The sequence below is a fragment of the Ruegeria sp. AJ12 genome, from assembly GCF_056536245.1.
Window position 1 is genome coordinate 469965 of the sequence record NZ_JBQFJJ010000001.1, and the last position, 24353, is coordinate 494317.

Annotated in this window: 21 protein-coding genes; 7 read left to right on the forward strand and 14 right to left on the reverse strand. The window is 60.1% G+C overall.

All coding sequences use genetic code 11. From position 1 onward, the window contains the following. Positions 1-127: 127 nt before the first annotated feature. The 3 genes from ACR3E0_RS02305 to ACR3E0_RS02315 all read right to left on the reverse strand — a co-directional run bounded on the left by ACR3E0_RS02305 (position 128) and on the right by ACR3E0_RS02315 (position 2923). Positions 128-502 carry a hypothetical protein gene (locus tag ACR3E0_RS02305; protein WP_480475784.1) on the reverse strand — a complete coding sequence of 125 codons (375 nt, stop codon included), beginning with the start codon at positions 500-502 and terminating at the stop codon, positions 128-130. A 372-nt stretch (positions 503-874) separates the two neighbouring features. After that, a complete protein-coding gene (locus ACR3E0_RS02310) occupies positions 875-2032 on the reverse strand; it encodes a M24 family metallopeptidase (protein WP_480475786.1) in 1158 nt (385 codons plus the stop codon). Between the two features lie 93 nt (positions 2033-2125). After that, positions 2126-2923, reverse strand: coding sequence for a GntR family transcriptional regulator (locus tag ACR3E0_RS02315; protein WP_480475788.1), 798 nt, complete (start codon positions 2921-2923; stop codon positions 2126-2128). A gap of 111 nt (positions 2924-3034) precedes the next feature. On the opposite strand from ACR3E0_RS02315, the gene ACR3E0_RS02320 reads away from it, so the two are divergent. From ACR3E0_RS02320 to ACR3E0_RS02330, 3 genes are all read left to right on the forward strand, one after another. Continuing rightward, positions 3035-5485, forward strand: coding sequence for a GcvT family protein (locus ACR3E0_RS02320; RefSeq protein WP_480475790.1), 2451 nt, complete (start codon positions 3035-3037; stop codon positions 5483-5485). 144 nt (positions 5486-5629) lie between these two features. Further along, positions 5630-6763 carry an amidohydrolase gene (locus ACR3E0_RS02325; protein WP_480475792.1) on the forward strand — a complete coding sequence of 378 codons (1134 nt, stop codon included), beginning with the start codon at positions 5630-5632 and terminating at the stop codon, positions 6761-6763. Further along, a complete protein-coding gene (locus ACR3E0_RS02330; RefSeq protein WP_480475794.1) occupies positions 6763-7956 on the forward strand; it encodes a diaminopropionate ammonia-lyase in 1194 nt (397 codons plus the stop codon). The genes ACR3E0_RS02325 and ACR3E0_RS02330 overlap by 1 nt, the downstream gene beginning before the upstream one ends. 127 nt (positions 7957-8083) lie before the next feature. On the opposite strand, the gene ACR3E0_RS02335 is transcribed toward ACR3E0_RS02330, so the two are convergent. From ACR3E0_RS02335 to ACR3E0_RS02365, 7 genes are read right to left on the reverse strand one after another with little or no spacing between them, the layout of a single operon-like run. Further along, a complete protein-coding gene (locus tag ACR3E0_RS02335) occupies positions 8084-9253 on the reverse strand; it encodes an aromatic ring-hydroxylating oxygenase subunit alpha (protein ID WP_480475796.1) in 1170 nt (389 codons plus the stop codon). Between the two features lie 35 nt (positions 9254-9288). Continuing rightward, positions 9289-9753: a sarcosine oxidase subunit gamma gene (locus ACR3E0_RS02340; RefSeq protein ID WP_480475798.1), complete on the reverse strand. Its 465-nt coding sequence runs from the start codon at positions 9751-9753 to the stop codon at positions 9289-9291. Next, on the reverse strand, positions 9746-12685 hold the full coding sequence (locus ACR3E0_RS02345) for a sarcosine oxidase subunit alpha family protein (protein ID WP_480475800.1): 2940 nt from the start codon (positions 12683-12685) through the stop codon (positions 9746-9748). Before ACR3E0_RS02345 ends, ACR3E0_RS02340 begins: the two co-directional genes overlap by 8 nt. Next, complete coding sequence (locus ACR3E0_RS02350) at positions 12682-13002, reverse strand: sarcosine oxidase subunit delta (protein ID WP_480475802.1); 321 nt, start codon at positions 13000-13002, stop codon at positions 12682-12684. Before ACR3E0_RS02350 ends, ACR3E0_RS02345 begins: the two co-directional genes overlap by 4 nt. Then, a complete protein-coding gene (locus ACR3E0_RS02355) occupies positions 12977-14248 on the reverse strand; it encodes a sarcosine oxidase subunit beta family protein (RefSeq protein ID WP_480475804.1) in 1272 nt (423 codons plus the stop codon). The genes ACR3E0_RS02350 and ACR3E0_RS02355 overlap by 26 nt, the downstream gene beginning before the upstream one ends. A gap of 7 nt (positions 14249-14255) precedes the next feature. Next, positions 14256-15050: a maleate cis-trans isomerase family protein gene (locus ACR3E0_RS02360; RefSeq protein WP_480475806.1), complete on the reverse strand. Its 795-nt coding sequence runs from the start codon at positions 15048-15050 to the stop codon at positions 14256-14258. Then, entirely contained in the window at positions 15050-16192 is a 1143-nt protein-coding gene (locus tag ACR3E0_RS02365) for a M24 family metallopeptidase (RefSeq protein ID WP_480475808.1), read from the reverse strand. Before ACR3E0_RS02365 ends, ACR3E0_RS02360 begins: the two co-directional genes overlap by 1 nt. 114 nt (positions 16193-16306) lie before the next feature. Between ACR3E0_RS02365 and ACR3E0_RS02370 the strand changes: the two genes are divergently transcribed. Continuing rightward, positions 16307-17185: a LysR family transcriptional regulator gene (locus ACR3E0_RS02370; RefSeq protein ID WP_480475810.1), complete on the forward strand. Its 879-nt coding sequence runs from the start codon at positions 16307-16309 to the stop codon at positions 17183-17185. 3 nt (positions 17186-17188) lie between these two features. On the opposite strand, the gene ehuA is transcribed toward ACR3E0_RS02370, so the two are convergent. The 4 genes from ehuA to ACR3E0_RS02390 form a co-directional block, all read right to left on the reverse strand. Continuing rightward, positions 17189-18004 (reverse strand): ectoine/hydroxyectoine ABC transporter ATP-binding protein EhuA, encoded by an 816-nt coding sequence (ehuA, locus tag ACR3E0_RS02375; RefSeq protein WP_480475812.1) that lies wholly within the window; start codon positions 18002-18004, stop codon positions 17189-17191. 3 nt (positions 18005-18007) lie between these two features. Continuing rightward, positions 18008-18673, reverse strand: a complete 666-nt coding sequence (ehuD, locus tag ACR3E0_RS02380; protein WP_480475814.1) for an ectoine/hydroxyectoine ABC transporter permease subunit EhuD — start codon at positions 18671-18673, stop codon at positions 18008-18010. Beyond that, on the reverse strand, positions 18666-19343 hold the full coding sequence (gene ehuC / locus ACR3E0_RS02385) for an ectoine/hydroxyectoine ABC transporter permease subunit EhuC (RefSeq protein ID WP_480475816.1): 678 nt from the start codon (positions 19341-19343) through the stop codon (positions 18666-18668). The genes ehuD and ehuC overlap by 8 nt, the downstream gene beginning before the upstream one ends. A gap of 75 nt (positions 19344-19418) precedes the next feature. Further along, a complete protein-coding gene (locus tag ACR3E0_RS02390) occupies positions 19419-20258 on the reverse strand; it encodes a transporter substrate-binding domain-containing protein (protein ID WP_480475818.1) in 840 nt (279 codons plus the stop codon). Positions 20259-20476: 218 nt separating this feature from the next. Here ACR3E0_RS02390 and ACR3E0_RS02395 point away from each other — a divergent pair, with 218 nt between their 5' ends. The 3 genes from ACR3E0_RS02395 to amaB all read left to right on the forward strand — a co-directional run bounded on the left by ACR3E0_RS02395 (position 20477) and on the right by amaB (position 24324). Further along, complete coding sequence (locus tag ACR3E0_RS02395; protein WP_480475820.1) at positions 20477-20926, forward strand: Lrp/AsnC family transcriptional regulator; 450 nt, start codon at positions 20477-20479, stop codon at positions 20924-20926. A 776-nt stretch (positions 20927-21702) separates the two neighbouring features. Beyond that, positions 21703-22809: a saccharopine dehydrogenase family protein gene (locus ACR3E0_RS02400; protein WP_480475822.1), complete on the forward strand. Its 1107-nt coding sequence runs from the start codon at positions 21703-21705 to the stop codon at positions 22807-22809. An 18-nt stretch (positions 22810-22827) separates the two neighbouring features. Then, positions 22828-24324, forward strand: a complete 1497-nt coding sequence (gene amaB, locus ACR3E0_RS02405; RefSeq protein ID WP_480480918.1) for an L-piperidine-6-carboxylate dehydrogenase — start codon at positions 22828-22830, stop codon at positions 24322-24324. Positions 24325-24353 lie beyond the last annotated feature (29 nt).

A 24353-nucleotide genomic window follows, 5' to 3' on the forward strand; every position in this document is an offset into this window, starting at 1 on the left:
CTACTTTGACGGACCCCGGCGCACCATCGGCAAATTTTGGTCAATGGCCAGGATGAGTCGGTAGGGCACGACCTCGGATTTGATCGCGAGTGCTATAGAACCTGATGTTCGCAGAAGATTGGGGCCGTCAAAAGGTCTCGATCCCCAATGTTGCTTTGATTTCTCTTGCTCGATCTGCCAAGGGCGAGTTGGTCTTATAGACGCTGTGGATGAATCTTTGAGCCCAGTGTAGTAGGTCATTTAGGCGCTCAGGTGGATCTGGTCGGTAGGCCTTATTGGCGTGGATAATGTTGTTGCTGATCGTTCTAAGTTGTCTGTAGCAATTATCGAACACCGACTTCTCTTGGTCGAACTCGATATCCACGTAACGGTAGTCCTCGATATTGCCATCGTAGCGGCCTGGAATCCCAATCCCCCGCAATTCTTCAAACAATTCTCTCGGAAGGTCGGGTGGCGCCTCTTGAAAATGCTTGATTGCCCCTTCGAACGCCATCTCGTTCAACACCAGACTAATGATATTATATTCTTGCCTATTTATGCTGCCAGCCCCCACAGGAGAAAAGATGATACTCGTGTGCGCTCAGCGAAGCAATGTGTTGGTTATGTGGTCCGCCCGCTTGATCAGGCAAACACTTAGAGCTGGACTAATGTCGGCACTGGGGTAGCAGCACTGCAGCGTTGACCCTTCTGGCGAATGTCAGGAGAGGGCCGTAAGGACACAAATATGAATTCCTATATTGGCGCATAGCGCCAATATAGGCTTTAGATGCCTATGCTGGAAGACGCCAATTTGGGGGTCAGATGCAACGCTTACATTTAGTCGGTCAACCAGAACCTAGCGGCGGAACCCAGTGATGGTCCAGGCCGGGGCGCACTATATGACCGGAAGTGTTTCACTTGCGCGTGCGCTGAGCAGGCGGCCGCCCTGCGGTGTGACGACGATGTTCTCCTCGTGCACCATCATCAGCCCATCGCCATAGGACAATGACGGCTCAAGTGTCAGAACCATGTTCTCCTGCAGCTCTGTCGTGTCAAAGGCGGCGTGCGACGGTTGCTCGGTCAGTTGCAGGCCCAGCCCATGGCCCAACCGCCCGATATCCCCGCCGCTGTCATCCATTTCAGCAATGATGGCCGACATGGCTTGAAACAGATCGCGAGAGCTGTTGCCGGGGCGTGCGGCTTCAAGCCCGGCTTCTGTTGCGCGCCACAGCACATCATAGGCCTGTCTTGCGGCATCGTAGGCATGGCCGATCGCCCAGTTGCGGTCGAAATCGCAGTAATACCCGTCGTACACCAGCCCCGTGTCCAGCATAAGGACATCCCCAGCAGCCAGGGGTGTGGCATCTGGCGGAGAGATCACATCGGCATAGCCGCCCTGGGCCGCGGCCCCCACCACATAAGGTGCCCCATCCGCCCCCCGGGCCAAGGCCTCGCGGCGGAATGCGCGAAAAAGTTCGTCCAGCGGAATCCCTTCGCGGGCCATTTCAGGCACCTGCGCAAACGTCTCCGAGCCGATGGCGCAGATATGGCTCAGCTTCTCGATCTCGGCGGCGGATTTCACCATGCGGAGCCCCTGGACCAGAGCGGTGGCATCCGCGATTCTGAGATTCGGAAGCGCGGCGATTAGACGTTCCCAATCCCCCAGAGGCATACGCAGATGCGTTTCGTGGCCTTTCATCACACCGATGGTTCCCAAAGGCGACAGCAACTCGGTCAAAAGGCTGACTCCGTCGTCATGGGGGGCGGGTGCGCTCCATGTACGGATATCGTCGATCCAGCTGCGGCGCATCAGGCTGGCCCCAATCTCGGGGATGATCGCGATGGGTTTGCCCGCAGCCGGGACAAAGACAAACCACGGCCGCGTCGGGCTTTGCCAGAACAAAGACTGGAATCCAGTGAAATACTGCACCTCCGGTTCGGTCATCACCAGCAAACCATCCAAACCGATTTCCGCCATTCGGCTTTGCGCGCGCCGCGTGCGTGCTGCGTATTCCGCGTCGGAAAATCCGCGTGTCGCTTGGGAGGGTGTCATACTGACCTCGCTAAAGATGTGGTTGGCACTCGGTGCAAATTATCAGATTGGGCGGCGGGATTTGCTCGAAACAACGCGCGACCGGACATGAAATCATTCCACAAGCCCAGTTCTGGTATTTTTTTCGGAACCAGTTCTTTTGGCCTGGGACAGCGGGGCAACGATGGCGCGGGCGGAAAACTCGGCCAGTTCACCGCGCCAAATCTGGCGGCCAAAACAGAACGGCTGACCATCTGCGTCGAGAATGACCTGAGTCAGTTCCAGCCCGGCCCGGTTCGGCGATTGCCCCAGATGATGAGCTTCACGCGCTGCCATGGCACGCATCCGGATGGTGATATTGCCCGTGCCGACCCGCGTACCGAAATGCTCTTCGAGCAGGAGTGTGGTCGATTGCCGAAGGTCGTGGCCAAGAAGACCCGGAAACCGGTCGGCACTTGTATATTCGGTTTCCAGAAAGGCGGCATGGCCGTCGATGAGAAAAAGCCGCGTGTAGCTGTGCACATCGCTGTCAGCGGGAATGCCAAGTGCCTCGGCAACGGTGGCGCTGGCGGGTATGGTAGCTGCCTCAATTACCTTGATGCACAGATCGCTGCCCGTGGCCTGCGCATCCGCAACAAAGCTGACCATGTGGCTGACATCATAGGATATGCGGGGCGGGCAAACAAAACGCCCGCGCCGCCCCTCACTATAAGCTAGTCCCTCGGACTCAAGCGCCTCAAGGGCGCGCCGGGCCGTCATCCGGCTCACGTGATGGGCCTCGGCCACGGCACGCTCTGACGGCAACGCAGCCCCCGCATCCAGCGCCCCGGTTTTTATCTGTTGCCGCAGCGCATCGGCAATCCGCGCAAAATGCGTCTCGGGTCCGGCGTTGGGGAAGGATGAGTGCGTCATGGGTGATCTGCCTTTGGGTAACAAGATGCCTAGCAGCAATCTTGGTATAGACCAAGGGAAACATCTGGTATAGACCAGATTCGCAAACTGACCCAGACAGGAGAGCCCGACATGGCCACATCCCTTCCCCGGCAGACACAGGTCGTGATCATTGGCGGCGGCATTCATGGCTGCTCGGTTGCCTATCATCTGGCCAAGGCCGGCTGGAGCGATGTTGTGCTGCTGGAGCGCAAACAGCTGACGTCGGGCACAACCTGGCATGCCGCCGGGTTGGTGGGGCAGTTGCAGGGCAGTCATGCCACGACTGCGTTTGCCTCCTATGGTGTCGAGCTTTTGCAGGAGATCGAGGCCGAAACCGGCCAGAACCCCGGCTTTCGCCAATCGGGCTCCATTTCCATCGCCGTGAATGACGAACGTCTTGCGGAGTTGAAGCGCAAGGCGGATTTCGCGGCCCTACATGGCGTAGAGGCGCAGTACATGGCCACCCCCGAGATTGCCGAGCGCTGGCCGCTGATGAATGCCGAGGGCGTGCTGGGCGGGATCTACATGCCCTCGGATGGCTCGGCCAATCCGGTCGACCTGACCCATGCACTGGCCAAGGGCGCGCGGATGCATGGGGCCACGATCTGTGAAAACGTCAAGGTCGAAGAGGTGCTGACCGAAGGTGGCAAAGCCACCGGTGTGCGCACCGATCAGGGCACGATCATGGCCGATGTGGTGGTCAATTGCGCAGGCATGTGGGCACGCGAACTGGGTCAGCAAAACGGTGTCGGCGTGCCGCTCCATGCCTGCGAGCACTATTACCTCGTGACCGAGCCGGTTCCCGATTTGCCCAGTGACCTGCCAGTGCTGCGCTCTTACTGCGACGGCACCTATTGGAAAGAGGACGCCGGCAAGCTGCTGTTTGGTTTTGCCCATTTCCACGCCAAACCCTGGGCGGCAGAGGGCATTCCCGAGAGTTTCGAGTTCGACAGCCTGCCCTTTGTCGAAGACGACGTAATGGAGGTGCTTGAACTGGCGATGAACCGGGTGCCATTGCTGCAAGAGACCGGCATCCGCACCTTCTTTAACGGGCCGGAAAGCTATTCCTATGACGGGCGTTTCACCTTGGGAGAAGCGCCAGATCTGAAGAATTACTATGTGCTGGCCGGGGTGAATTCGACCGGCATTCAATCCGGCTCGGGCGCGGGCAAGGCGCTGGCTGACTGGATCATGGCGGGCCATCCGACGATGGACCTGGCCGAGATGGACCCGGCCCGGCTGGAAGCCTTCCAGGCGCGCGATCCCTATCTGCAGGAACGCTGCCCGGAGACGCTGGTACTGACCTATGCGATGCATTGGCCAAACCGCCAGCGGGAAACAGCACGCGGGCTGAGGCGTTCGCCGTTTTACCACCCGATGAAAGCGCGCGGCGCGTGCTTTGGCGAGGTGCAAGGCTGGGAGCGACCGCTGTTCTTTGCGCCTGAGGGGACGGACCCAAAAATCGAATACAGCTTTGGCCGGCAAAACTGGTTTGATGCTGCGCAGGCCGAACAAAAGGCGGTGCGCGAGGGTGTGGGCGTGATCGACTACACCATGCTTGGTAAGCTGATGGTGGAGGGGCGCGATGCTGAAAGCTTCCTCCAGCGGGTCTGCACCAATGAAATGGGCCTGCCCGTGGGGCGTGTAGCCTACACGCTGATGCTGAACGAACGCGGCGGCATCGAAAGCGATGTAACCGTCGCCCGCCATGGGCCCGAGGCCTATATGGTGATGTCGTCGATCTCTCACACGCGGCGCGATCGCGACCATCTCACCCGGCATATCCGAACCGGCGAGGATGTCCGCCTGCGCGATGCCACCTCTGACTACGCTGTGCTATCGGTCTGTGGACCAAAATCCCGCGCATTGCTGGCCGGCATCAGCGATGTCGATTTGTCGAATGAGGCTTTCCGCTTTAACTCTCTCAAGCGTTTTCATATTGGCCATGCGCCGGTTTTTGCTCAGCGTCTGTCATACACCGGTGAACTGGGCTGGGAGATCTTCATCACACCTGATTTCGCCGAATATGTCCTTGAGACGGTTCTGGCGGCCGGGATGCCGTTGGGTGTGCGGCTGGTCGGAGGCGAGGCGCTGAATGCGCTGCGTATCGAAAAGGGCTTTCTGCATTGGGGCCATGACATGGCCTATGCCGATGCCCCCCATCAGATGGGCATGGATTTTGTCTGCAAAGCCGACAAATCCATCCCCTTTGTCGGACGGGATGCCTATCTTGCCCGCGCGGCCGACGGCACCGGTCCCTTTCTGGCCTCGATCCGGCTGCATGACGCCGAACCGCTGCTCCATCACAACGAACCTGTAATGCAGGGGAACCGGATCGCCGGATACATTACATCAGGGGCCTATTCATATGGGGCAGGCTCGGCGATCGGGCTTTGCATCGTATCACCGGACGATGGTCAGACAGAGCGCGCGGCCTTGCTGAAGGGTGATTGGTCCGTCCTGGTCGAGGGGCAAAAGATCGCCGCCGATCTCAGCCTCAGGCCGCTCTATGACCCCACCGCCAGCCGGATGCGATCCTGAGGCATGCCGAGTTCACAAAATACTCACTCATTTTGTGAATTCGGAACAATTTCATCCAAAAACTCCCAATAATTGATCGCTCCCATCAGGCTGATCCCATATCTTGATTTTGCAGATGTACGATATTGTACTGGATCAAGCGATATGGACTTAACCGATCTTCGGCACGATTTTCATCGCCACCCGGAACTTGGCTTTGAGGAGGTCCGCACCAAGGCACGGGTGGCGGATATCCTGCGCGGCCTAGGTATTGAGGTTCATGAAGGCGTCGGCGTTGTAGGGGTTTTGAAATCGGGAACTGGTAACCGGGCCATAGGCTTGCGCGCTGACATGGACGCTTTGCCGATCCAAGAGCAAAGCAGCCACGATTACGTCTCTCAGACGCAGGGCGTGATGCATGCCTGCGGCCATGACGGGCACATAACGATGCTCTTGGGCGCGGCCGAACAATTGGCGCAGAGCCGCGATTTCGATGGCACCGTAGTGTTCCTGTTTCAGCCCAACGAAGAGCATGGCTTTGGCGCGCGCGCCATGATCGACGAAGGTGTGCTGGAGCGCTTTCCTATTGAAGAGGTTTACGCCATTCACAATCTGCCGGGCGCGCCGACGGGCCATGTCTCGACCCGTGTGGGGCAGATTTGCGCCTCGGAAAGCCTGTTTGAGATCACTATCACCGGGCAGGGGGGTCATGCATCCATGCCGCATGTCGGCGTCGATACGATCACCGTGGGGGCCGAAATGGTCATGGCGCTGCAAACGATTGTGGCGCGCAAACTGCCGCCAAGCGCGGGCGCGGTGGTCTCTGTCACCGAGTTTCTCACGGATGGGCAGCGCAACGTCCTGCCGGGCAAGGCCACCCTCAAGGGGGATGTGCGCGCCCGTCGGCCCGAAGATCGACGCGCAGTCGAACGGTTCATGCGCCAGATCGTGGAAGGCGTGGCCGCCACACATGGCGTTGCAGCCACGATGTCCTTTGACACCGTGTTCATTGAGGCGATCAATGCCGCAGAACCGACGCAGGCCGTAATTCGTGCCGCCACATCGGCCGGGCTTGAGGTCGATGGTGATCGGCCACCGATGAGTTTTTCAGAAGACTTCGCGCATTTCTCTGATGCCGTGCCGGGGTGCTTTTTATTAATGGGGAACGGCACCGAAGGGGCACATGCGCAACCGCTGCATGCCAATAACTATGATTTCAACGATGAGCTTTTACCGCTTGGAGCCGCCTTCTGGGCCACCCTTGTGCGCGAGCGTCTTCCAAAACGACAGGACATCTGATGACAGACCTTTTGCCAGCCGCCAATCTTGCACATATCTCCGTGAAACGCGCCTCGGGCGATGCCGCCCATCGGGTGCTGAGCAAAGAGGGGTTCGACACAGCCGAGGCCGAGATCACCGCATGGGAGGGCTATGCGCCAACCCCGCTCTATGAGCTGGGCGCTCTGGCGGCTCGGATCGGTGTGGAAAAGGTATTCTACAAACACGAAGGTCCGCGCTTTGGGCTGGCCAGTTTCAAGGCGCTTGGCGGAGCCTATGCGGCGCTGCGCGTCCTGCAACGCGAGATTTCGCAACGCACCGGGCAGGAGGTCAGCCTTGCCGACATCCGGCAGGGCAAATATCGCGACGCCTGTGCGCAGATCACACTGGTCTCGGCAACCGATGGAAATCACGGCCGTTCGCTGGCCTGGGGCTGCCAGACATTTGGCGCTCCCTGCCGGATCTACATTCATGCCGAGGTCAGCGAAGGCCGCGCCCAGGTGATGCGCGATTTCGGTGCCGAGGTGATCCGCATCTCCGGCGACTACGACGAGTCCGTCGCCCTGGCCAAGAGCGAGGCCGAGGCAAATGGCTGGTTTGTTGTCTCGGACACGTCCTGGGAGGGCTATACAGAGCCGCCCCGCGATGTGATGGCCGGATACGGGGTGATGACCCGCGAGATTTGCCGCGCGCTGGACCGCGCGCCGACCCATGTTTTTCTGCAAGGTGGGGTCGGTGGCATGGCCGCCGGGGTGATCGCGGCGCTGGTGCAATACTGGGGGGCGGACTCGCCCCGGGCCGTGATCGTCGAGCCCGACCTGGCCGCCTGCCTGTTCGAAAGCGCTCGCCGGGGCAAAGCCACGACGGTGGACATCGCGGAAGAAACTATCATGGCGGGCCTGTCCTGTGGCGAGCCATCCGCGCTGGCCTGGGATATTTTGGAAGAGACCGCCTCGGATTACGTGACCATTCCCGATGCGCTCGTGCCGCCGACAGTGCGGTTGCTGGCGCGGCCCTTGCCTGGCGATCCGGCGATTGAGGCAGGCGAAAGCGCGGTCGCCGGTCTGGCGGCGCTGATTGCAGCGCTGGATGATCCCGCATTGTCCGCAACTCTTGGGCTGGACGCGTCCTCGCGCGTGCTGCTTATCGGGTCCGAAGGCATCACCGATCCGGTGATTTATCAGCAGATCATGGAAGGGTGTACTGCGGCTTGATGCTTTTGATGAATGCTCTTGGGTGTCAGTGACCCAAAGCGTTTCGCGAAAGTCCTGAACGCGGTGCATCGCGAGGCGTTTCAAGACCGGCGTGTCCTCCCACGCCGGTCTTGCTTTTTCGGGCCATTCATTCAGCCGCAACGCGGCGATGTTTGACCAACTGTCGTGCCAGATACTGCTGGAAGTACCAAACGGTGCGCTCTTTCGGGGACAATCGCCCGGGGGCGGCGGCCAGCGCCTTGGCGTTCTGCGCAATGCCGCCGATGATCGGCTTGTCCTCATCATTGATCGCATCGAAGCCGGCCTTCAGTTCGGCGGCATAGGCGGCGCGTTCTTCCGGATCATCCGGTACCGCGCCCGGATAGGCGTCCGCCCCCCAGAACACCTTGACCTTGTCAGTTCCATGGGGCTGCAGTGACAGCCAGAATGTGCGCTCGGCCACGACTGAGAAAACATGGGCTGGAAACACGGCCGACAGCACGGCCTTGCCACGTTCTTCCTCGGTCAGAAGGGGGTTGTCCACCTCCATCTCCGAGGCCCGTTCGTAGGATTTTCCGGGGATACGCCCCTGCTCATAAAGGCTGTAACCCTCACCGCCATGCATCGCATTGGCCAGTCGGGTGGGCATCGCCGGCTCGATCGTTTTCGCGTGCGCCACAAAGAGGTGATAGCCTTCGGTGAAATTCTGCACGAGGATCTTCCAGTTGGTGTCCCAGATTTCCTCTGCCCGAAACAGGGTGCGGTACTTGGGCAGCTGATAGTTGTCCAGCCGCGCCGACAATCCGGCCAGCCTTGGGCCAAGCGGAGCGGCCTCTGGATCGAGCGAGACATAGACCCAGCCCTGCCAGACCTCGACCTGGAATTGCGGCAGGCAGACCTCTTTCTTGTCGAAATTGTCCCGCATATGGGAGGCACCAATCAGCTGACCATCCAGATTGTAGGTCCAGGCATGATAGGGACAGCTGATCCGGCCTTTGAGATTGCCCGAACCTTCCAGCAACGTCGCCATCCGGTGACGGCAGACATTCGACATGGCCCGCAAAACGCCATCACGATCCCGCAGCACAACAACCGGATCGCGGCCGATGGTGGTGGCGCGATAGTCACCGGGGTTTTCATACTCGTCGGCGCGCCCCACGCAGAACCATTCGTGGTTGAAGATCTCGTCCAGCTCCAGCTCCAAGAACTCGGGCGAGGTGTAGACCTGCGGCGGCGTCGCCTCGGCCAGCTCGTCGGGCAAGGCGGCGTTGCGGGCAACGGCGTCGAGCAGTTCGTCAACAGACATACGTGGCTTCATGAATATGCTCCCTTGGGTTGGTGTGCCTGGGGTGTCTAAATCTCGTATTGCGTGGCCGTGTCCTCAAGCAGTTCGCGCAGAGAGGCGGCAAAACTGCGGGGCAGGAACAGGTTGAAGGCATCGCCCGCCCGCCATAGCGTGACACCAACATGGTGAAACCCGGTTGAGGCGACATGGCCATCCGGGAAGGCCCTGTCCGACAGGTTGAGTGGCAGAAAATGGTTGAGCAGCCTGGCTGCCTTTGGCCCGCCAACCCGCAGCCAGATGCGCGATGAACTCAGGTCAAGTGTGACGGCTCCGCTGTGCTCGGGCATGGATGTTACCGGTTCGGTGTGGACCAGCCAGGATTTTAGTGGCTCCACCCGCAGCATTGTGCCGCTGTCTGTGGCCAAGCTGCCTCCGGGGGCGGGCATCGCGGGTATCCGATCCGGCCAGCAGGCAATCTGCGTGATCGTAAAATCGGTGATCTGGTCGATGGTGATCTGAGCAGGCTCAGCCATGCATCCGCCCTCCCTCCGGGTCAAACATATGCGGCGACACGATCTCGACTGCCACGGGGTCCCCTCGGACCGGATCCGTTGCCATCACGTCCTGATCTGCCCAGGCTGCGTGCCCACCCGCGATGAAGCCAAGCCCGATCCAATGCCCAAGCGCGGGCGAATGCGTCACCGCCGTCACCCAGCCATCGCCATGCCCAATCCCGTTGCCGAGCAGGGCACCGCCGTTAAAGCTTTGGCTCCGATCCTTGGGAAAGATACCGACAAGGCGCGCACGATCCGCCCGCGTCAATTCGGGCCGCTGGCTCAGCACCTGCCCGACAAAGGATTTCTTGGTCGAGGCCATCTGACCCAGCCCCGCATCCTCCAGTGTCACCCGCCCGTCCAGTTCGGCCCCGGTGACATGGCCCTTTTCGATCCGCAAGGTGCCAAGCGCCTCCAGCCCGTAGAGGCAGCCGCCCCTGGGCTCGGCCTCGGCCCAAAGCGCGTCCATCATCGCCGGGCCAGCGCCGGATGGCACATAGAGCTCAAACGCGCGCTCGCCGGAAAAGCTGATCCGGGCGATCAGGCCTTCTGTGCCGTTTTTCAGCACCACCGGGGCAACCCCCATGAAGGGCAACGCGTCGTTGGAGATCGCCTCCGGATCGCACAAACAGGCCGCAATCACCGCGCGCGATTCCGGGCCCGCCACCGACACCCCGGCCCAGGCATCCGACACAGAGGTGACATGCACACGCAGTTCGGGCCAGCGGGTCTGCAACAGCTCTTCCAGCCAGACCATCACACGGGCGGCGCCGGTGGTGGTCGTGGTCATGAGGAACTCTTCCTCACCCAGGCGCCAGGTGGTGCCATCATCCATGACCATGCCGTCATCGCGCAGCATGATCCCGTAGCGCGCCTTGCCTACCGCAAGTTTGCCGAAACCATTGGTGTAGATCCGGTTCAGGAACGTGGCCGCATCCGGCCCCTGCACCGCGATTTTGCCCAGGGAGCTGACATCGCAGATGCCCACCGTTTCGCGCACAGTGGCGGCCTCGCGGATATAGGCCTCGGTGATGGTCTCACTTGCGCGTGCGAAGTACCACGGGCGGTGCCAAAGGCCCGCATCGGTCATGGTCGCCCCATGGGCCAGGTTCCAGTCATGCAATGGCGTGCGGCGCAGTGGTTTGAAATGTGCGCCCGTAATGCGCCCGGCCAGCGCACCGATGGCAACCGGCGTATAGGGCGGGCGGAACCGTGTGGTGCCCACGGCTGGGATCTCGCGCCCCAACGCTTCGGCCATCAGGGCCAGGCCGATGACATTGCCCATCTTGCCCTGATCCGTGGCCATGCCCAGCGTGGTGTAGCGTTTGAGATGCTCGACCGAGACAAACCCTTCGCGATGGGCCAGCCGCACGTCTTCGCCAGTGACATCATGCTGCGGATCGACAAACCCCTTGGCCTTGCTGCCCGGCAGGCGCACCTCATAGACCGGCCGGATCGGCGTCTCCCACCCGCCGGGGGCAGGCATCGTGGCGCCCTGACCCATCGCTTTGAGGGCCGCCGCCTCGCCCGAGGCCAGGCAATCGTTCCGGCTCCAATGACCTGCCGCAGCCCCCGCGCAATAAAGCCGCTCGGCACTGTCGGTTGGCAGGAAACAGGCCAGATCGGCGCTCCATTCAGGGACGACATCGCGATGCGAGGCCAGATTGACCACCGGTGACCAACCGCCTGAGATCAGCAGCAGATCACACTCCAGCCGCCCAGCCGGGTGCCATACCTCGCCCTGTGCCTGTGCCATGCGGATGCCGGTGATCGACTGCCGACCCACGGTCGATAGAACCGAAGAACCGATGTAACGTTCCACCCCGTCAGGTGCATCAGGTGTATTCTGACGCGCGTCGAGAACCGTTACCTCGGCCCCGGCAGCGGCCAGTTCGGCGGCAGGTGTATAGGCGCTGTCATTGGTTGTGGCGACCACGATCCGCTGCCCTGGCAGAATGCCGAAGCGGTTCAGATAGCTACGCGCTGCGTTGACGGTCATTACTCCGGGACGGTCATTCCCCGCAAAGGCGACGGAACGCTCCAAGGCACCCGTTGCTAGAATTGTGGCACCGGCCCGCACGGTCCAGAACCGTTGACGCGGAAGACGCGGGTCCGGATTGGCAAGATGGTCGGTCACCCGCTCCACAAGACCCGCCGTGCTTGTGTCATAAAGACCAAAGGCTGTCGTGCGAGTCATCACCTTGACGCCCGCACGTCTCACCGCATCGACCAATGCAAGCCGTTCTGCCTCGCCCCCCGGATCGGACAGGTAATCTCCGCCCAGTTCAAAATCCTGCTCGACCAACATCACATCGCGCCCGACCTCGGCAGCCGTCAAAGCCGCCTGCAGGCCGGCCGGGCCTGCGCCCACCACCAGGACATCGCAAAAGGCATGGCCGTGATCATAGCTGTCCGGATCGGCCTCGCGGGAGGCTCTGCCCATGCCCGCCGCCTTGCGGATCAGCGCCTCGTATTTCATCCAGAGGCCGGTGCCGCGGCCCCATTCAAACGGCGGCAGACCCATGAAGGTCTTGTAGTAAAAGCCAGCAGCGAAGAAGCGGCTGAAGAGGCCGCTTGCCGCCCCCAGATCAAAGCGCACATTCGGCCAGGCGTTCTGCCCCGAAGCGCTCAGGCCGTCGTAAAGCTCTTGCATCGTGGCTTTGACATTGGGTTCAAGCCGCGCGCCGGTTCCGACCGAAACGATGGCGCCGGATTCCTCGACCCCCGCAGACATGATGCCGCGCGGGCGGTGATACTTGAACGACCGCCCCAATACCATCTGACCATTGGCCATCAGGGCTGAGGCAAGCGTATCGCCTTCATACCCGATCAGGGGTTTGCCATCCCAGGTGAAACGCACCGGCGTGGCGCGGTCAATCCGCCCGCCGGTCTTGAGGCGGCGCGCGGTCATTGGCCCTCCTCCAGTGCTGCGGCCATGCCGGGGTGAGCAGGCCTGACGCTGTGGATTTCATGGGTCACGGTATCGCGCTCGACCAGCAGCCACATGCGGCAGCCCTGCACGTGCTGCCATGTCTCGGTCTGGCACCCGCGGATATTCTCACGCAGGAAGACGGCGTCATGCCAATCCTTCACAGGCGCATCAAGCGCGGGGTAGGTGATGGACCCATCGCCGCCATAGCTGAACTCAGAATGGTCACGCGGGCCGCAAAAGGGACAGTTGATCCGGATCATGGCGCGCCTTTCATCCGTGAAGCTTGCAATCGGCACCCGCGCCACGCTCGTCGATCTGCAAGCCGCGCTCAAAGCGGGTCAGGTCGAAATCGGCGATCATCGGCGCAGGGCGCTCATTGGCGATCAGGTCGGCAAACCACCAACCCGAGGCAGGCGTGGCCTTGAACCCACCATAGTTCCAGCCCGCATTGAGATAGAGATTATCAAGCGGTGTGCGGCAGATGAAATGCGTGCCGTCCGTTGACATGTCCACGACACCGGCCCAATGGCGCAGCAGTTTGACCCGGCCCAGGCAGGGCAGCACCGACATGGCTGCCTCGGCCACGTCCTGCACAATCGGCAGATTGCCGCGCTGGGAATAGGACTTGTACCAGTCCAGATCGCCGCCAAACACCATCCCACCCTTGTCCGATTGCGAGATATAGAAATGCGCACCACCCATGCCAAAGACCACAACCTGATCTAGAAGCGGCTTGAGCGGCTCGGATACAAAGGCCTGCAACAGATGCGATTCAATCGGCAGCCGCCCCAACCCAGCCATGGACCACAGGCGCGAGGTATTACCCGCCACGGCAAAACCCACCTTGCCGGCTGTGATCGTCCCCCGCGTGGTTTCCACGCTGGTGATGTGGCCAGCATCGCGGGTCAGGCTTGTGACCTCGCAGTTTTGCAGAATGTCCACACCGCGCGCATCCGCGCCCCGCGCATAGGCCCAGACAACCGCGTCATGGCGCGCCGTCCCGGCCCGCTTTTGCACGGCAGCGCCCATGATCGGAAAGCGGGCATTCGCCGCATAGTTCAGGTGCGGGACCGCCTCTTTCAGCTGCTCCAACCCCCAGATCTCGGCATCGGGCGTTCCGGTCTGGCGTAGGACATTGTAGTTGCGCGCCGCCGCATCAATCGCACCGGGGCTGTGAAGGAGCGAGATATGCGCGCGCTGGCTGAACATGACGTTGTAGTTCAGTTCGTGGCTCAGATCTTCCCAAAGTCGCAGGGAGTGTTCATAGAATTCCCGGTTGCCCGGACGGGCATAGTTCGAGCGCACGATGGTCGTGTTCCGCCCGGCATTGCCGCCGCCGATCCAGCCCTTTTCCAGCACTGCAATGCTTGTCACCCCGTGGGTCTTGGCCAGGTAATAGGCCGTGGCCAACCCGTGCAGACCGCCCCCGATGATCACCACGTCGTAATGGGGTTTCGGCGTGGGGTCGCGCCATTGACGCGTCCAGCCGGTCTGCCCCTTCAGGCCCTGCCTGAAGACGTTCCATGCGTTGAAGCGGGTCATGATTGGATCAGATTGTCGGCTTGAGGGCTTTGCCGGGGTGTTTGAAAATCTGGCCAAACCCCTCCAGTTCATCCATCACACCCGCGCGCCGCAGGCAGGACCACATCTGCGCCTGATTGGAGGTGATCACCGGCTTGCCCGTGATCTGTTCGATCTCCTCAACCGCCTCCAGCGCCCGGATGCCGCCGCAGCTGAGGAAGATCACATCCGCCTCAGGCTGATCAATCTCCAGTGCGAATTTCTTCCAATAGGCGGGGGTCACCAGCCCCATATCCCAGCCGCTGGCGATGTTGAGGCCCTGAATGTCGAGCACATCAAAGCCGCGCTCAACCAGGAACTCCGCCTCGGCGGTGTTGATCTCATCAAGATAGGGCGTGCCGACAACCAGCTTCTTGGCACCCAATTCGTGCAATGCGTCCAGAACGCCCTGCACCAGGCACATGGGTTGTGCCCAGGGCGCGCCCTTGTGGATCTCTTCGAATACCCGCTGCTCACCGATCACGATCGACCCGCTGGTACAGCTATAGCTGACCACATCCGGCTCGGCCTCGGGCTGAATGCGGCTGGCGGCGTCGGCCATATGCTCGATATGACGCGAGAGTGTTTCATTGGTGGTATGATCGTCGGTCTTGAGCCGCGTGATGTAGACAGCGACACCTTCGGGGGCCATATCCTTGAAATCCGCTTCGCCCGAGGGATCGGTGGACATCATAATGAACCCCAGCTTGGCCCGGTGATGGCGGCCTGCATCCATTTCAGGAGTGCGGGGTGTGGATTGAACGGTTTGACCTGGCTGAAACATCAGAGAATGACCTCGTCTACGGATTTCGGATGGTGGGTGAGCGGCTCCCAGCCGGTTTCGGTGATGATGAAACTGTCGCCGACCTGGGCGCGGTAGGTGTCGACCGAGACCGAGCCATCGACTGCCAGCACCATGCCCGGCTGGATCACGGTGGTGTCGCCGGTGACAAGCTGGGGGGCCTCAAGGAAGCTGAAGCCAGTCGCCCGGCCACAGCGGAACGGGTATTCATAGCCCGCGCCCTGGATCACCTCAGCATAGGCGGCATGGACACTTTCCGCCGTCACGCCGGGGCGCAGCGCATCGAGCGCGGCCTTTTGGCTGGCCACGGCGACCTCATAGACCGCGACCTGATCCTCGGGCGCGTCCCCGATCCAAAACGAGCGGTCAAAGCCCAGTTTGAAACGGTGGAAATTGGTCATCCCGCAAAAACACAGAAACACCGGTTCGCCATGCTTCATGATCCGGGTCGAGGCGCGGTGATGGGTTTTGATGATGTCCTTGCCCGAGGCCATGATCTGCAGGAAATGCGTGTTGGGCGACATATCCGTGTCATCGTAATGGGCGGCCAAAAGCTCCGCCGCCTTGCGGGTTCCGGCCTGGGATGTGGCGATGGCCACTTCGAACTCGGGTACGCCGTCTGCGATGGCTGCGCGTCCCGCTGCCATCATCGCGGTGGCAACTTCACCGGCGTGGCGGGCCAGTTGCAATTCCTCTGCCGATTTGATCATCCGCATTTCATTCAGAATCGGCGTCGCGCTGGTCAGCTTGTCCGCCGCCACCAGCTCGTTCACATAGGCGCGCACGGGGGGCGGCATGTGCCCTGGCTCAATCGCGACCTTGCCTGCGGCCCGGACCGCACCGGGCAATTCCTCACGCCATTCATTGCCCATCCCGTCATTCCAGGCGGCAATCCGGCCAACGCGGGCGGCGTGCTGCGCGGAATTGAGATCGATGGTGGGGGTAATCAGCAGCACCTCGCCATCCTTAGGCACCACCAGGATGGTCGGGCGGCCGAACTCCATATGCAGATAGTCGTAATAGCCGGTCAGATAATAGACATTGTCATCATCAGTGATCAGCGCCACATCGATTCCGGCCTCGGCCAGCCTGGTCTGAAATCGAGATAAGCGTTCGGTGAACATTTGCGCCCCTTCGTTGATCCGGCGCAGTCCGCACCGCGTCCATCCAAAGACCCTAGGCGCGACCGGGGCATTTCCAAAGTGACATCTGATCCCATTTTATAATAACTTTGGGTTATGAAAAACTATCGCCGCTCCTTACCCCCGCTGGACTACCTTCTATTCTTTGAGGCTGTCGCCCGATCTGGCAGTTTTACCCGCGCGGCGGATGAGCTGAACGTCAGCCAGGCGGCTGTCAGTAAGCGAATCAAGGTGCTCGAAAACTGGCTGGGCATGGCACTTGTGCATCGGCGGGGTCGGCGTATCACCCTGACCGAGACGGGCAAGCTGCTGGCGGCAGACACCGGCGAGGCGCTGGATTACCTGACCTCATGTTTTCAGCGCCTGAGCCGGGTCAGTACCGGCGGGCGGCTGTCGCTGGGTGCCAATGTCGCCGTATCGCAATACTGGCTGACACCCAGAATCAACGAGTATCTTCTGGGAAGTGATGCGGTACCGGTCACGCTGACGGCCTCTGACAAGGATGCCGACCTTTTTACCCTCGATGCGGATGCGTTGATTTTTTATGGCGCCGAGATCCCGGCGGGCTGGGATGGTGAGTTGCTGTTTCAGGAAATCTGGCAGCCCGTTGCGGCCCCTGGCAAGGGGGGCGAGATGACGGGGCCCGATGCACTGCCGCTGCTGGATTTCGAGAAGCTCACACCGAAATGGGTCAATTGGGGCGATTTCATCACGCTGACCGGGATGAAGAACACACCGGAGGCAGGCCGAGTCAACCTGGGCTCTTACGGCAGCACGCTGGATGCGGCGATCCGTGGGCGCGGGGTGGCGCTTGGTTGTGCAGACGTGCTCGAATTCGAAATCGAGGAGGGGCGGCTGGTGACCCTGCCGGACCATAGTCTTGTCACCGGCCGCGGTTACTTTGTGATCTGGCGTCCGGGTACACTGAGCGATCAGACGCGCGAATTGCTTGCCAAGGTCGGCGTTATCAGGTGACGCTTAGACCGCTTCGCGCACGGCACTCAGAAATTGCTGGGTACGCTCTCTTTTCGGATTGCCGAACAACTCGGCCGGGGGGCCCTGCTCTTCGATCTTGCCGCCATAGAAAAAGCATACACGGTCCGAGATATCACGGGCAAAGCCCATCTGGTGCGTCACCATCAGCATGGTCAGCTTGTGCTCGGATACGAGCCCGCGAATGACGCTGGTCACTTCGCCGATCACCTCCGGGTCCAGCGCCGAAGTGACCTCGTCAAACAGCATCACCTTGGGGCGCATCGCCAAAGCCCGGGCAATGGCCACGCGTTGCTGCTGTCCTCCGGACAGCCGTGAGGGGTGCTGATCTTTCTTGGCGATCATACCAACCAGTTCCAGCAGCTCTTCGGAGCGATCCCGCGCTTCGGCCTTTGGCAGCCCCAGAACTTGCACCGGACCCTCCATGCAGTTTTCCAAAGCGGTCATATGCGGGAACAGGTTGAAATGCTGGAAGCACATGCCAATGTCCGCGCGCCGGGTGCGCAGATGACTCTCGTTCGCGGGGACAAGCCTGCCGCCCTTGAGCATATGGGTCAGCGGTTTGCCATCGACATAGATGACACCGCTGTTGATCGTCTCAAGCGTCATCAGCATCCGCAGCACGGTGGTTTTGCCCGATCCGGAAGGGCCGATGATTGAGACCATTTCGCCCTCTGCCACATCCAGATCAAGGTCATCCAGAACGGTCAGTGCGCCATAGGATTTGCTGACTTTCTGAAAGCGTACCATGGGGGTATCGCTGCCGGTCAGCTCTGTGGGGAAAGTATCAGTGCTTGCCATGGTTTATTGACCCAGCTTGCGGCGCACATAGCCTTCGAACAGCCGGATCAGACCAGCCGCCGGAAGCGAGATTGCCAGGAAAATGATGCCCACCATCGTATAAGGCTCCAGGAAGCGATAGTTCTCGGATCCGATGGCGTTGGCGGTGTGGATGAGCTCGGCAACGCCGATGACGGACAGCATTGGTGTGTCCTTGAAAATACCGACCAGATAGTTGCCCATCCCGGCCAGTGCCGGCGGGATTGCCTGGGGAATGATCACACGGCGGTATTTCTGAGCGGTGGTCATGTTCAGCGCGGTGGCCGCCTCCCACTGCCCTTTCGGTACGCTTTCGATGCCGCCGCGATAGACCTCGGAGAGGTAGCAGGCATAGTGCAGGCCGATGGCGATCATGCCGGACACCCAAGGGCTGAGGCGGATGCCGAATTGCGGGCCCACATAGAAGATGAAGAAGATCTGCAACAGCAGCGGCGTCGAGCGGATGAATTCGACAAACTCGCGCACAACAAAGGTCAGAACCTGATACGGCGTGCGTTGCGCCAGCGCGAGAACGAGGCCCAGAACCACGGCGATGGCATAGCCGATACCGGCCGCGATCAGAGTGTTGCCGGTAGCGTCGATCAGACGCGGCATGATTTCCCAGGCGAAATCCCACTTCCAGTCAAACATGGCCTACGTCCTTCCCCAGTTTGCGGGCCATGCGCCGCTCCAGCCACCGCATGAACGGCGTCACGAAGAAACGGGCCATGATGTAGTAAATCACCAAGGCTGCGCCAAACACCTGGGCGGATAGGAAGGTGGTGGCGTTGATCTGGCGGGATTGGAACATCAGATCGGCGACCGAAATCAGCGAGACAAGCGCTGTGCCTTTCAGCAGTTCGATCATCAGGTTGCCCCAGGGCGGCAGCATATTGACCAGCGCCTGAGGCAGGATAATCCGCCGCATTCTCTGAGCGGGGCTCATGTTGATGGCCTTTGCGGCCTCCCACTGGCCTTTCGGGACAGACAGAATCCCCCCGCGCACCAGCTCGGCCCCATAGGCGCCGATATTCATGCCAACGGCGAGATACCCGGCAGTAAATTTCTCGATCGACAGCCCGAAGAGCGGCAGAACAAAGAAAATCCAGTAGAGCTGTACCACCAGGGACGTTCCGCGAAAAATCTCGATATAGGTGACAGCACTCCAGCGCAGCGCCCGGTTCGCCGACAGCTTCATCAGGCCCATGCACAGGGAAATGGCAATGCCGAGCGCCGCAGCCAGCAGAAACTGCGCAACCGTGACACCGGCCCCGGACAGAAGGCGCGGCCAGTATTGGCTTAGAAATTCAAAGAAGCTCATGAGGTCCCCGGACCCGCTGTCGGGTCAATGGACATGGCGGGTCAGTGGTAACCGCCCGCCATGTCAGATATTGGATCAGCGGTTTGCGCAGACCCATTCAGCAGTCACATCGCCTGGCAGGTTGCCTTCGACGTAGCCATATTCCTCCACCGAGGCCAGCATTGCCTCGGTGCCCACATATGACGCGAGCGCCTCATTGAACTTGGCCATGAAGTCGGCATCCGCATCGCGGAACCCGACACCAACATAGTTCAGTGTCCAGGCGGGCAGGGCGGCCGGGTCAGTCACGTCGATATCATCGTTGGTGACGGCAAAGTGGTTGGCCTCGAAATATGTCATGCCTCCGGCGTCAGCACGTCCGGCTTTGACAGCCGCCAGCATTTCGGACGGGCCGGGCACCTGCATGATCTGGTCGTCGCCCAGGCCTTCTTTCTTGGCCGCTTCCACGGTGTTGTAGCCCGCGCCAGTCACCATGATGGCGCCCGCGTTCAGGATGTCCTTGAACGTATGAAGGTCCTTGGGATTGCCCGCAGGCACGATGAAGGCATCACCGGTCTGCGCGATCGGCTCGGAAAAGGCGATGTTCTGGCAGCGGCTGTTCAGGATATAGAGGCCCCCGGTAATCACGTCATAGCGATTGGCATTCAGGCCAGGGATCAGACCACCCCAATCGGTGACGATGGTTTCGACATTCTCATGGCCCATCTCCCGCAGGATACCCAGAGCGATCTCATTCACAAAACCTTTGGCTTCTCCGCTCTCATCAGGATAGCCCCAGATCGGCACGTTGGAGAAACCAATGCGAATGGGTTCTCCGGCATCAATGCGATCCTGCAGCGGACCGGCAATGGCCGCAGTGCCCGCAAAAAGCGCAACCCCGGCGGCCAACACCGTGTGTGAAATTACATTCTGCATCTTAGTCTCCGTGTTGTTCCGTTTAGAAAGTACGTATTGACCAGCGAAAGAGCTGGCTTGAAGGTGCCGGACCCTTGGCTCAAATGACTTTGAGGCCTCGGGCCGAAAGATGTTTTGATGTGAAAGTTTACCCAAGTCACTTGACGGAACTCATCAAAGAAATAGAAATGAGAAGAAAATAAGTCACAAAATTAAAAAATGACGAGGAAAAAAGTCCTGTGGACGATAAAGATTTAGAGATACTGAGTTTGGTGCAATCCAACGCGCAACTCACGGCCGAAGTGCTTGGCCAGGAGGTAGGCCTGTCGGCTCCGGCCGTGCAAAAGCGTCTCAAGAAGCTGCGCGAGACCGGCGTCATCGAAAAGGAAGTCGCAGTGCTTTCGCCCGCAAAGCTGGGGCGGGAAATGACCGTGATTGTCGGCGTCATGCTGGAGCGTGAAAGCCGCATGCATCTGGATTCGTTCAAACGCCGGATGCGTCAGGCCAAACACGTCCAGCAATGCTATTACGCCACAGGCGAGGCTGATTTCATCCTTGTTGTCGTGGTGGAGGATATTAAGGAATACGAAGCCTTCACACAGGAGTATTTCTTCGACGAATCCAATGTCAGCCGCTTCACATCGTCGGTCGTTATGGATCGTGTGAAGGTATCTTTGGATATTCTGTGACCGTCGTCAGAGCCCCGACGAGTTTTGTTCCCGAACCGGAGTTGTGATCGCGCGGGTCAGCGGTGTGTTTCACCGATGCCAGGAACCACTTTGTCCCGGACGCTGCGGTTTGCCATATCCTTAAGGTGCAGACCCCGATCACCAGTGTTGCCTTCCACGAAGTTAGGGCTGTAGGCGAAGGACCATGCGGCCAGCCAACTTTGGCAGCCTGTGTCTGCTTCGCGATATTGGCGACGGCTACATGTCCGATGACTTGGCCAAATGACTGGAAGATCAGAGCCCTGTGTTTACAGTCTCTGGCGCTCGGTCCCTTGGATACTCCAATCTGCGGTGATCAGCATGTCAGGCTGAACTGAAGTGTTCAATCGCGTCATCGCCACGTGCTCTGCACCTGAGACCAAATACGGATTGCTGCATCGCCAGTTTTAGCCGTGGATGCGGCTTTGTGTAGTAGGAGGATGCCCACGCCAGGGGAAGGCATCGATCAGGGCCAGTTCAAGCTCGTCTCTTGGGTTTGGCTTGTTCCGGCTCAGATATATATGGCGCCCGCCTGCTCTCATCAAAACCTCCAGTTCAGTTTACGAACACAAGTCTCAGATGGTTTTGAATGGGCTTGGTTTTCCGATTTCAGAGGCCTCCTTTGGCGAGAATTGGTCATTTTGACAACATTATCGTAGAATTGACGGAATAGTGTGCCTTTTCGTCAAGATTTGCCCTGCGAACCGAACAGCCGCTGCGTCACTCTTGGAAAAACACCAAAAAAGAGGAGGCACGCGATGAACTGGAATATCTGCGTGATAGGAGCAGGCAAGATCGGGCAGATGATTGCATCTCTGCTCAGGACCTCTGCCAAATATTCGGTAACTGTTGCGGATCGGGATTTGTCCGCATTGTCGGTGTTGAACCGACACGGAATCGCGACACGGCAGATCGATGTCGGCAACGCCACGGAACTGGCCAAAGATCTGTCGGGCTTTGACGCGGTCATATCAGCGGCGCCGTTTTTCCTGACACCCGATATCGCCCGCGCGGCTCAGGCGGCGGGCGCGCATTACTTTGACCTGACAGAAGATGTCGCTGCAACCAACGCGGTACGTGAGCTGGCGCAGGGCAGCAAAACAGCCTTCATGCCCCAATGCGGGCTGGCACCGGGTTTTGTCGGGATTGCCGGGGCGGCGCTGGCCGCGGAGTTCGACGAGGTCGACAGCCTGCATATGCGGGTGGGGGCGCTGCCGCTCTATCCGACCAATGCGTTGAAATACAATCTGACCTGGTCAACCGACGGTCTGATCAACGAATACTGCAATCCCTGCGATGCCATCGTAAACGGCCAGAGGATCAAGACCGCGCCCTTGGAGGATTACGAACGGATCGGCCTCGACGGGGTCGAGTATGAGTGTTTCAACACATCGGGTGGGCTGGGCACGTTGCCGGAAACGCTGGACGGCAAGGCGCGGGACGTATCCTATTGCTCGATCCGGTATCCGGGGCACCGGGACATCCTGCGACTGTTGCTCAACGATCTGGGGTTGGAACGTCGGCGGGATCTGATGAAAGAGATCTTTGAATCCGCCCTTGCGCGTACGGATCAGGACGTCGTGTTGGTCTATTGCACCGCCAAAGGCCTGATAGACGGTGCGTTGCGTGAAAAATCCCTGATCAACAAATCCTTCGCACGCATGATTGATGGCCAGGTTTGGAGCGCCATTCAGATCACCACCGCTGCCGGTGTGCTGGGTGTCGTCGACCTGATGCGAACCGGAGCGCTTCCGTCGCAAGGGTTTGTCCGGCAGGAGCAGGTCAAGCTTGCGGATTTTCTGAACACCGAATTTGGCCGGCTGTATCGCGCCGGCGATGTAACCCCACAAAACAAGGCGGCCTGAGATATGAAAGACATCGTCATGACTGCAGAAACCACGCTTGCAAACCTGGATTTGACAAAAGCGGAGCTGAGCGGCGGTACGCTCAGGGTGACATCCCCCATCGACGGGAGGCTGTTGGCCGAAGTGCACGAAACGCCCGTCGGCGAGATGGACGCTGTATTTGCCCGCGCCAAAGCTGCCTTTAAATCCTGGCGCGTCGTGCCCGCTCCGCGTCGGGGCGAGTTGATCCGCCTGTTGGGCGAGGAACTGCGCGCGGCCAAGGACGATCTGGGTGCTTTGGTCAGCTGGGAAGCCGGAAAGATAACCTCCGAAGGATTGGGTGAAGTGCAGGAGATGATCGACATCTGCGACTTTGCCGTGGGTCTGTCCCGCCAGCTTTATGGCCTGACCATAGCGTCTGAACGACCGGGGCACAGGATGATGGAGACATGGCACCCGGCGGGTCCGGTTGGCGTGATCTCGGCCTTCAACTTTCCGGTTGCAGTCTGGTCCTGGAATGCGGCATTGGCGCTGGTCTGCGGTGATCCCGTGATCTGGAAACCGTCCGAGAAGACCCCCCTGACCGCGATGGCGTGCCAAAAGATCTTTGAACGGGCTCTGGCCCGGTTCGGCGACGCGCCGGACAACCTTCTCCAGACTGTGATTGGCGGGGCCGCGCTGGGCGAAACGCTGGTGGCGAGTGAGCATGTGCCGGTCATCTCGGCAACCGGTTCGACCCGCATGGGCCGCGCGGTGGCGCCGATCGTGGCGCAACGGTTCGGCAAGTGCATTCTCGAACTGGGCGGCAACAACGCGATGATTGTCGGTCCGTCAGCGGATCTGGAAATGGCCGTACGAGCCATTGTGTTCTCGGCGGTTGGAACTGCCGGTCAGCGCTGCACGACACTGCGCCGCCTGATCGTGCACAACTCGATAAAGGATGAACTGGTCTCGCGCCTTAAGAAGGCCTATGCGGGCCTGCCCATTGGTGATCCTCTGGCCGAGGGGACGCTGGTAGGTCCCTTGGTGGACGAGGCCTCCGGCCAGGCGATGACATCTGCGCTTGAGGCCGCCAAAGCCGACGGCGGCGCCGTATTTGGCGGCAATCGCGTAACCCAGGACGTGCCGACCGGGGTCTATATGGAACCGGCGATTGTCGAAATGCCCGCGCAGACAGCGACCGTCAAAACCGAAACTTTTGCGCCGATCCTTTACGTGATGGGGTACGAGGCATTTTCCGACGCATTGGATATTCAGAACGATGTTCCGCAGGGACTGTCGTCCTGCGTTTTCACCCTGAACATGCGCGAGGCTGAGCAATTTCTGACGGCGGCCGGGTCAGACTGCGGCATTGCCAACGTCAATATCGGCCCCTCGGGCGCCGAGATCGGTGGCGCCTTTGGCGGTGAAAAGGAAACCGGTGGCGGGCGCGAAAGCGGCTCGGATGCGTGGAAATCCTATATGCGCCGCCAGACGAACACGGTGAATTATTCGGCAGAACTTCCTCTGGCGCAAGGGGTCAAGTTCGATATCTGATTGCCTGGGCCCGGCGGCGTATGTACGCC

Excerpts from the sequence above, each read along its gene's own strand:
- ACR3E0_RS02310 (WP_480475786.1), bottom strand. The coding sequence starts at position 2,032 with ATGACACCCTCCCAAGCGACACGCGGATTTTCCGACGCGGAATACGCA.
- ACR3E0_RS02315 (WP_480475788.1), bottom strand. The coding sequence starts at position 2,923 with ATGACGCACTCATCCTTCCCCAACGCCGGACCCGAGACGCATTTTGCG.
- ACR3E0_RS02320 (WP_480475790.1), top strand. The coding sequence starts at position 3,035 with ATGGCCACATCCCTTCCCCGGCAGACACAGGTCGTGATCATTGGCGGC.
- ACR3E0_RS02325 (WP_480475792.1), top strand. The coding sequence starts at position 5,630 with ATGGACTTAACCGATCTTCGGCACGATTTTCATCGCCACCCGGAACTT.
- ACR3E0_RS02330 (WP_480475794.1), top strand. The coding sequence starts at position 6,763 with ATGACAGACCTTTTGCCAGCCGCCAATCTTGCACATATCTCCGTGAAA.
- ACR3E0_RS02335 (WP_480475796.1), bottom strand. The coding sequence starts at position 9,253 with ATGAAGCCACGTATGTCTGTTGACGAACTGCTCGACGCCGTTGCCCGC.
- ACR3E0_RS02340 (WP_480475798.1), bottom strand. The coding sequence starts at position 9,753 with ATGGCTGAGCCTGCTCAGATCACCATCGACCAGATCACCGATTTTACG.
- ACR3E0_RS02345 (WP_480475800.1), bottom strand. The coding sequence starts at position 12,685 with ATGACCGCGCGCCGCCTCAAGACCGGCGGGCGGATTGACCGCGCCACG.
- ACR3E0_RS02355 (WP_480475804.1), bottom strand. The coding sequence starts at position 14,248 with ATGACCCGCTTCAACGCATGGAACGTCTTCAGGCAGGGCCTGAAGGGG.
- ACR3E0_RS02360 (WP_480475806.1), bottom strand. The coding sequence starts at position 15,050 with ATGTTTCAGCCAGGTCAAACCGTTCAATCCACACCCCGCACTCCTGAA.
- ACR3E0_RS02365 (WP_480475808.1), bottom strand. The coding sequence starts at position 16,192 with ATGTTCACCGAACGCTTATCTCGATTTCAGACCAGGCTGGCCGAGGCC.
- ACR3E0_RS02370 (WP_480475810.1), top strand. The coding sequence starts at position 16,307 with ATGAAAAACTATCGCCGCTCCTTACCCCCGCTGGACTACCTTCTATTC.
- ehuA (WP_480475812.1), bottom strand. The coding sequence starts at position 18,004 with ATGGCAAGCACTGATACTTTCCCCACAGAGCTGACCGGCAGCGATACC.
- ehuD (WP_480475814.1), bottom strand. The coding sequence starts at position 18,673 with ATGTTTGACTGGAAGTGGGATTTCGCCTGGGAAATCATGCCGCGTCTG.
- ehuC (WP_480475816.1), bottom strand. The coding sequence starts at position 19,343 with ATGAGCTTCTTTGAATTTCTAAGCCAATACTGGCCGCGCCTTCTGTCC.
- ACR3E0_RS02390 (WP_480475818.1), bottom strand. The coding sequence starts at position 20,258 with ATGCAGAATGTAATTTCACACACGGTGTTGGCCGCCGGGGTTGCGCTT.
- ACR3E0_RS02400 (WP_480475822.1), top strand. The coding sequence starts at position 21,703 with ATGAACTGGAATATCTGCGTGATAGGAGCAGGCAAGATCGGGCAGATG.
- amaB (WP_480480918.1), top strand. The coding sequence starts at position 22,828 with ATGACTGCAGAAACCACGCTTGCAAACCTGGATTTGACAAAAGCGGAG.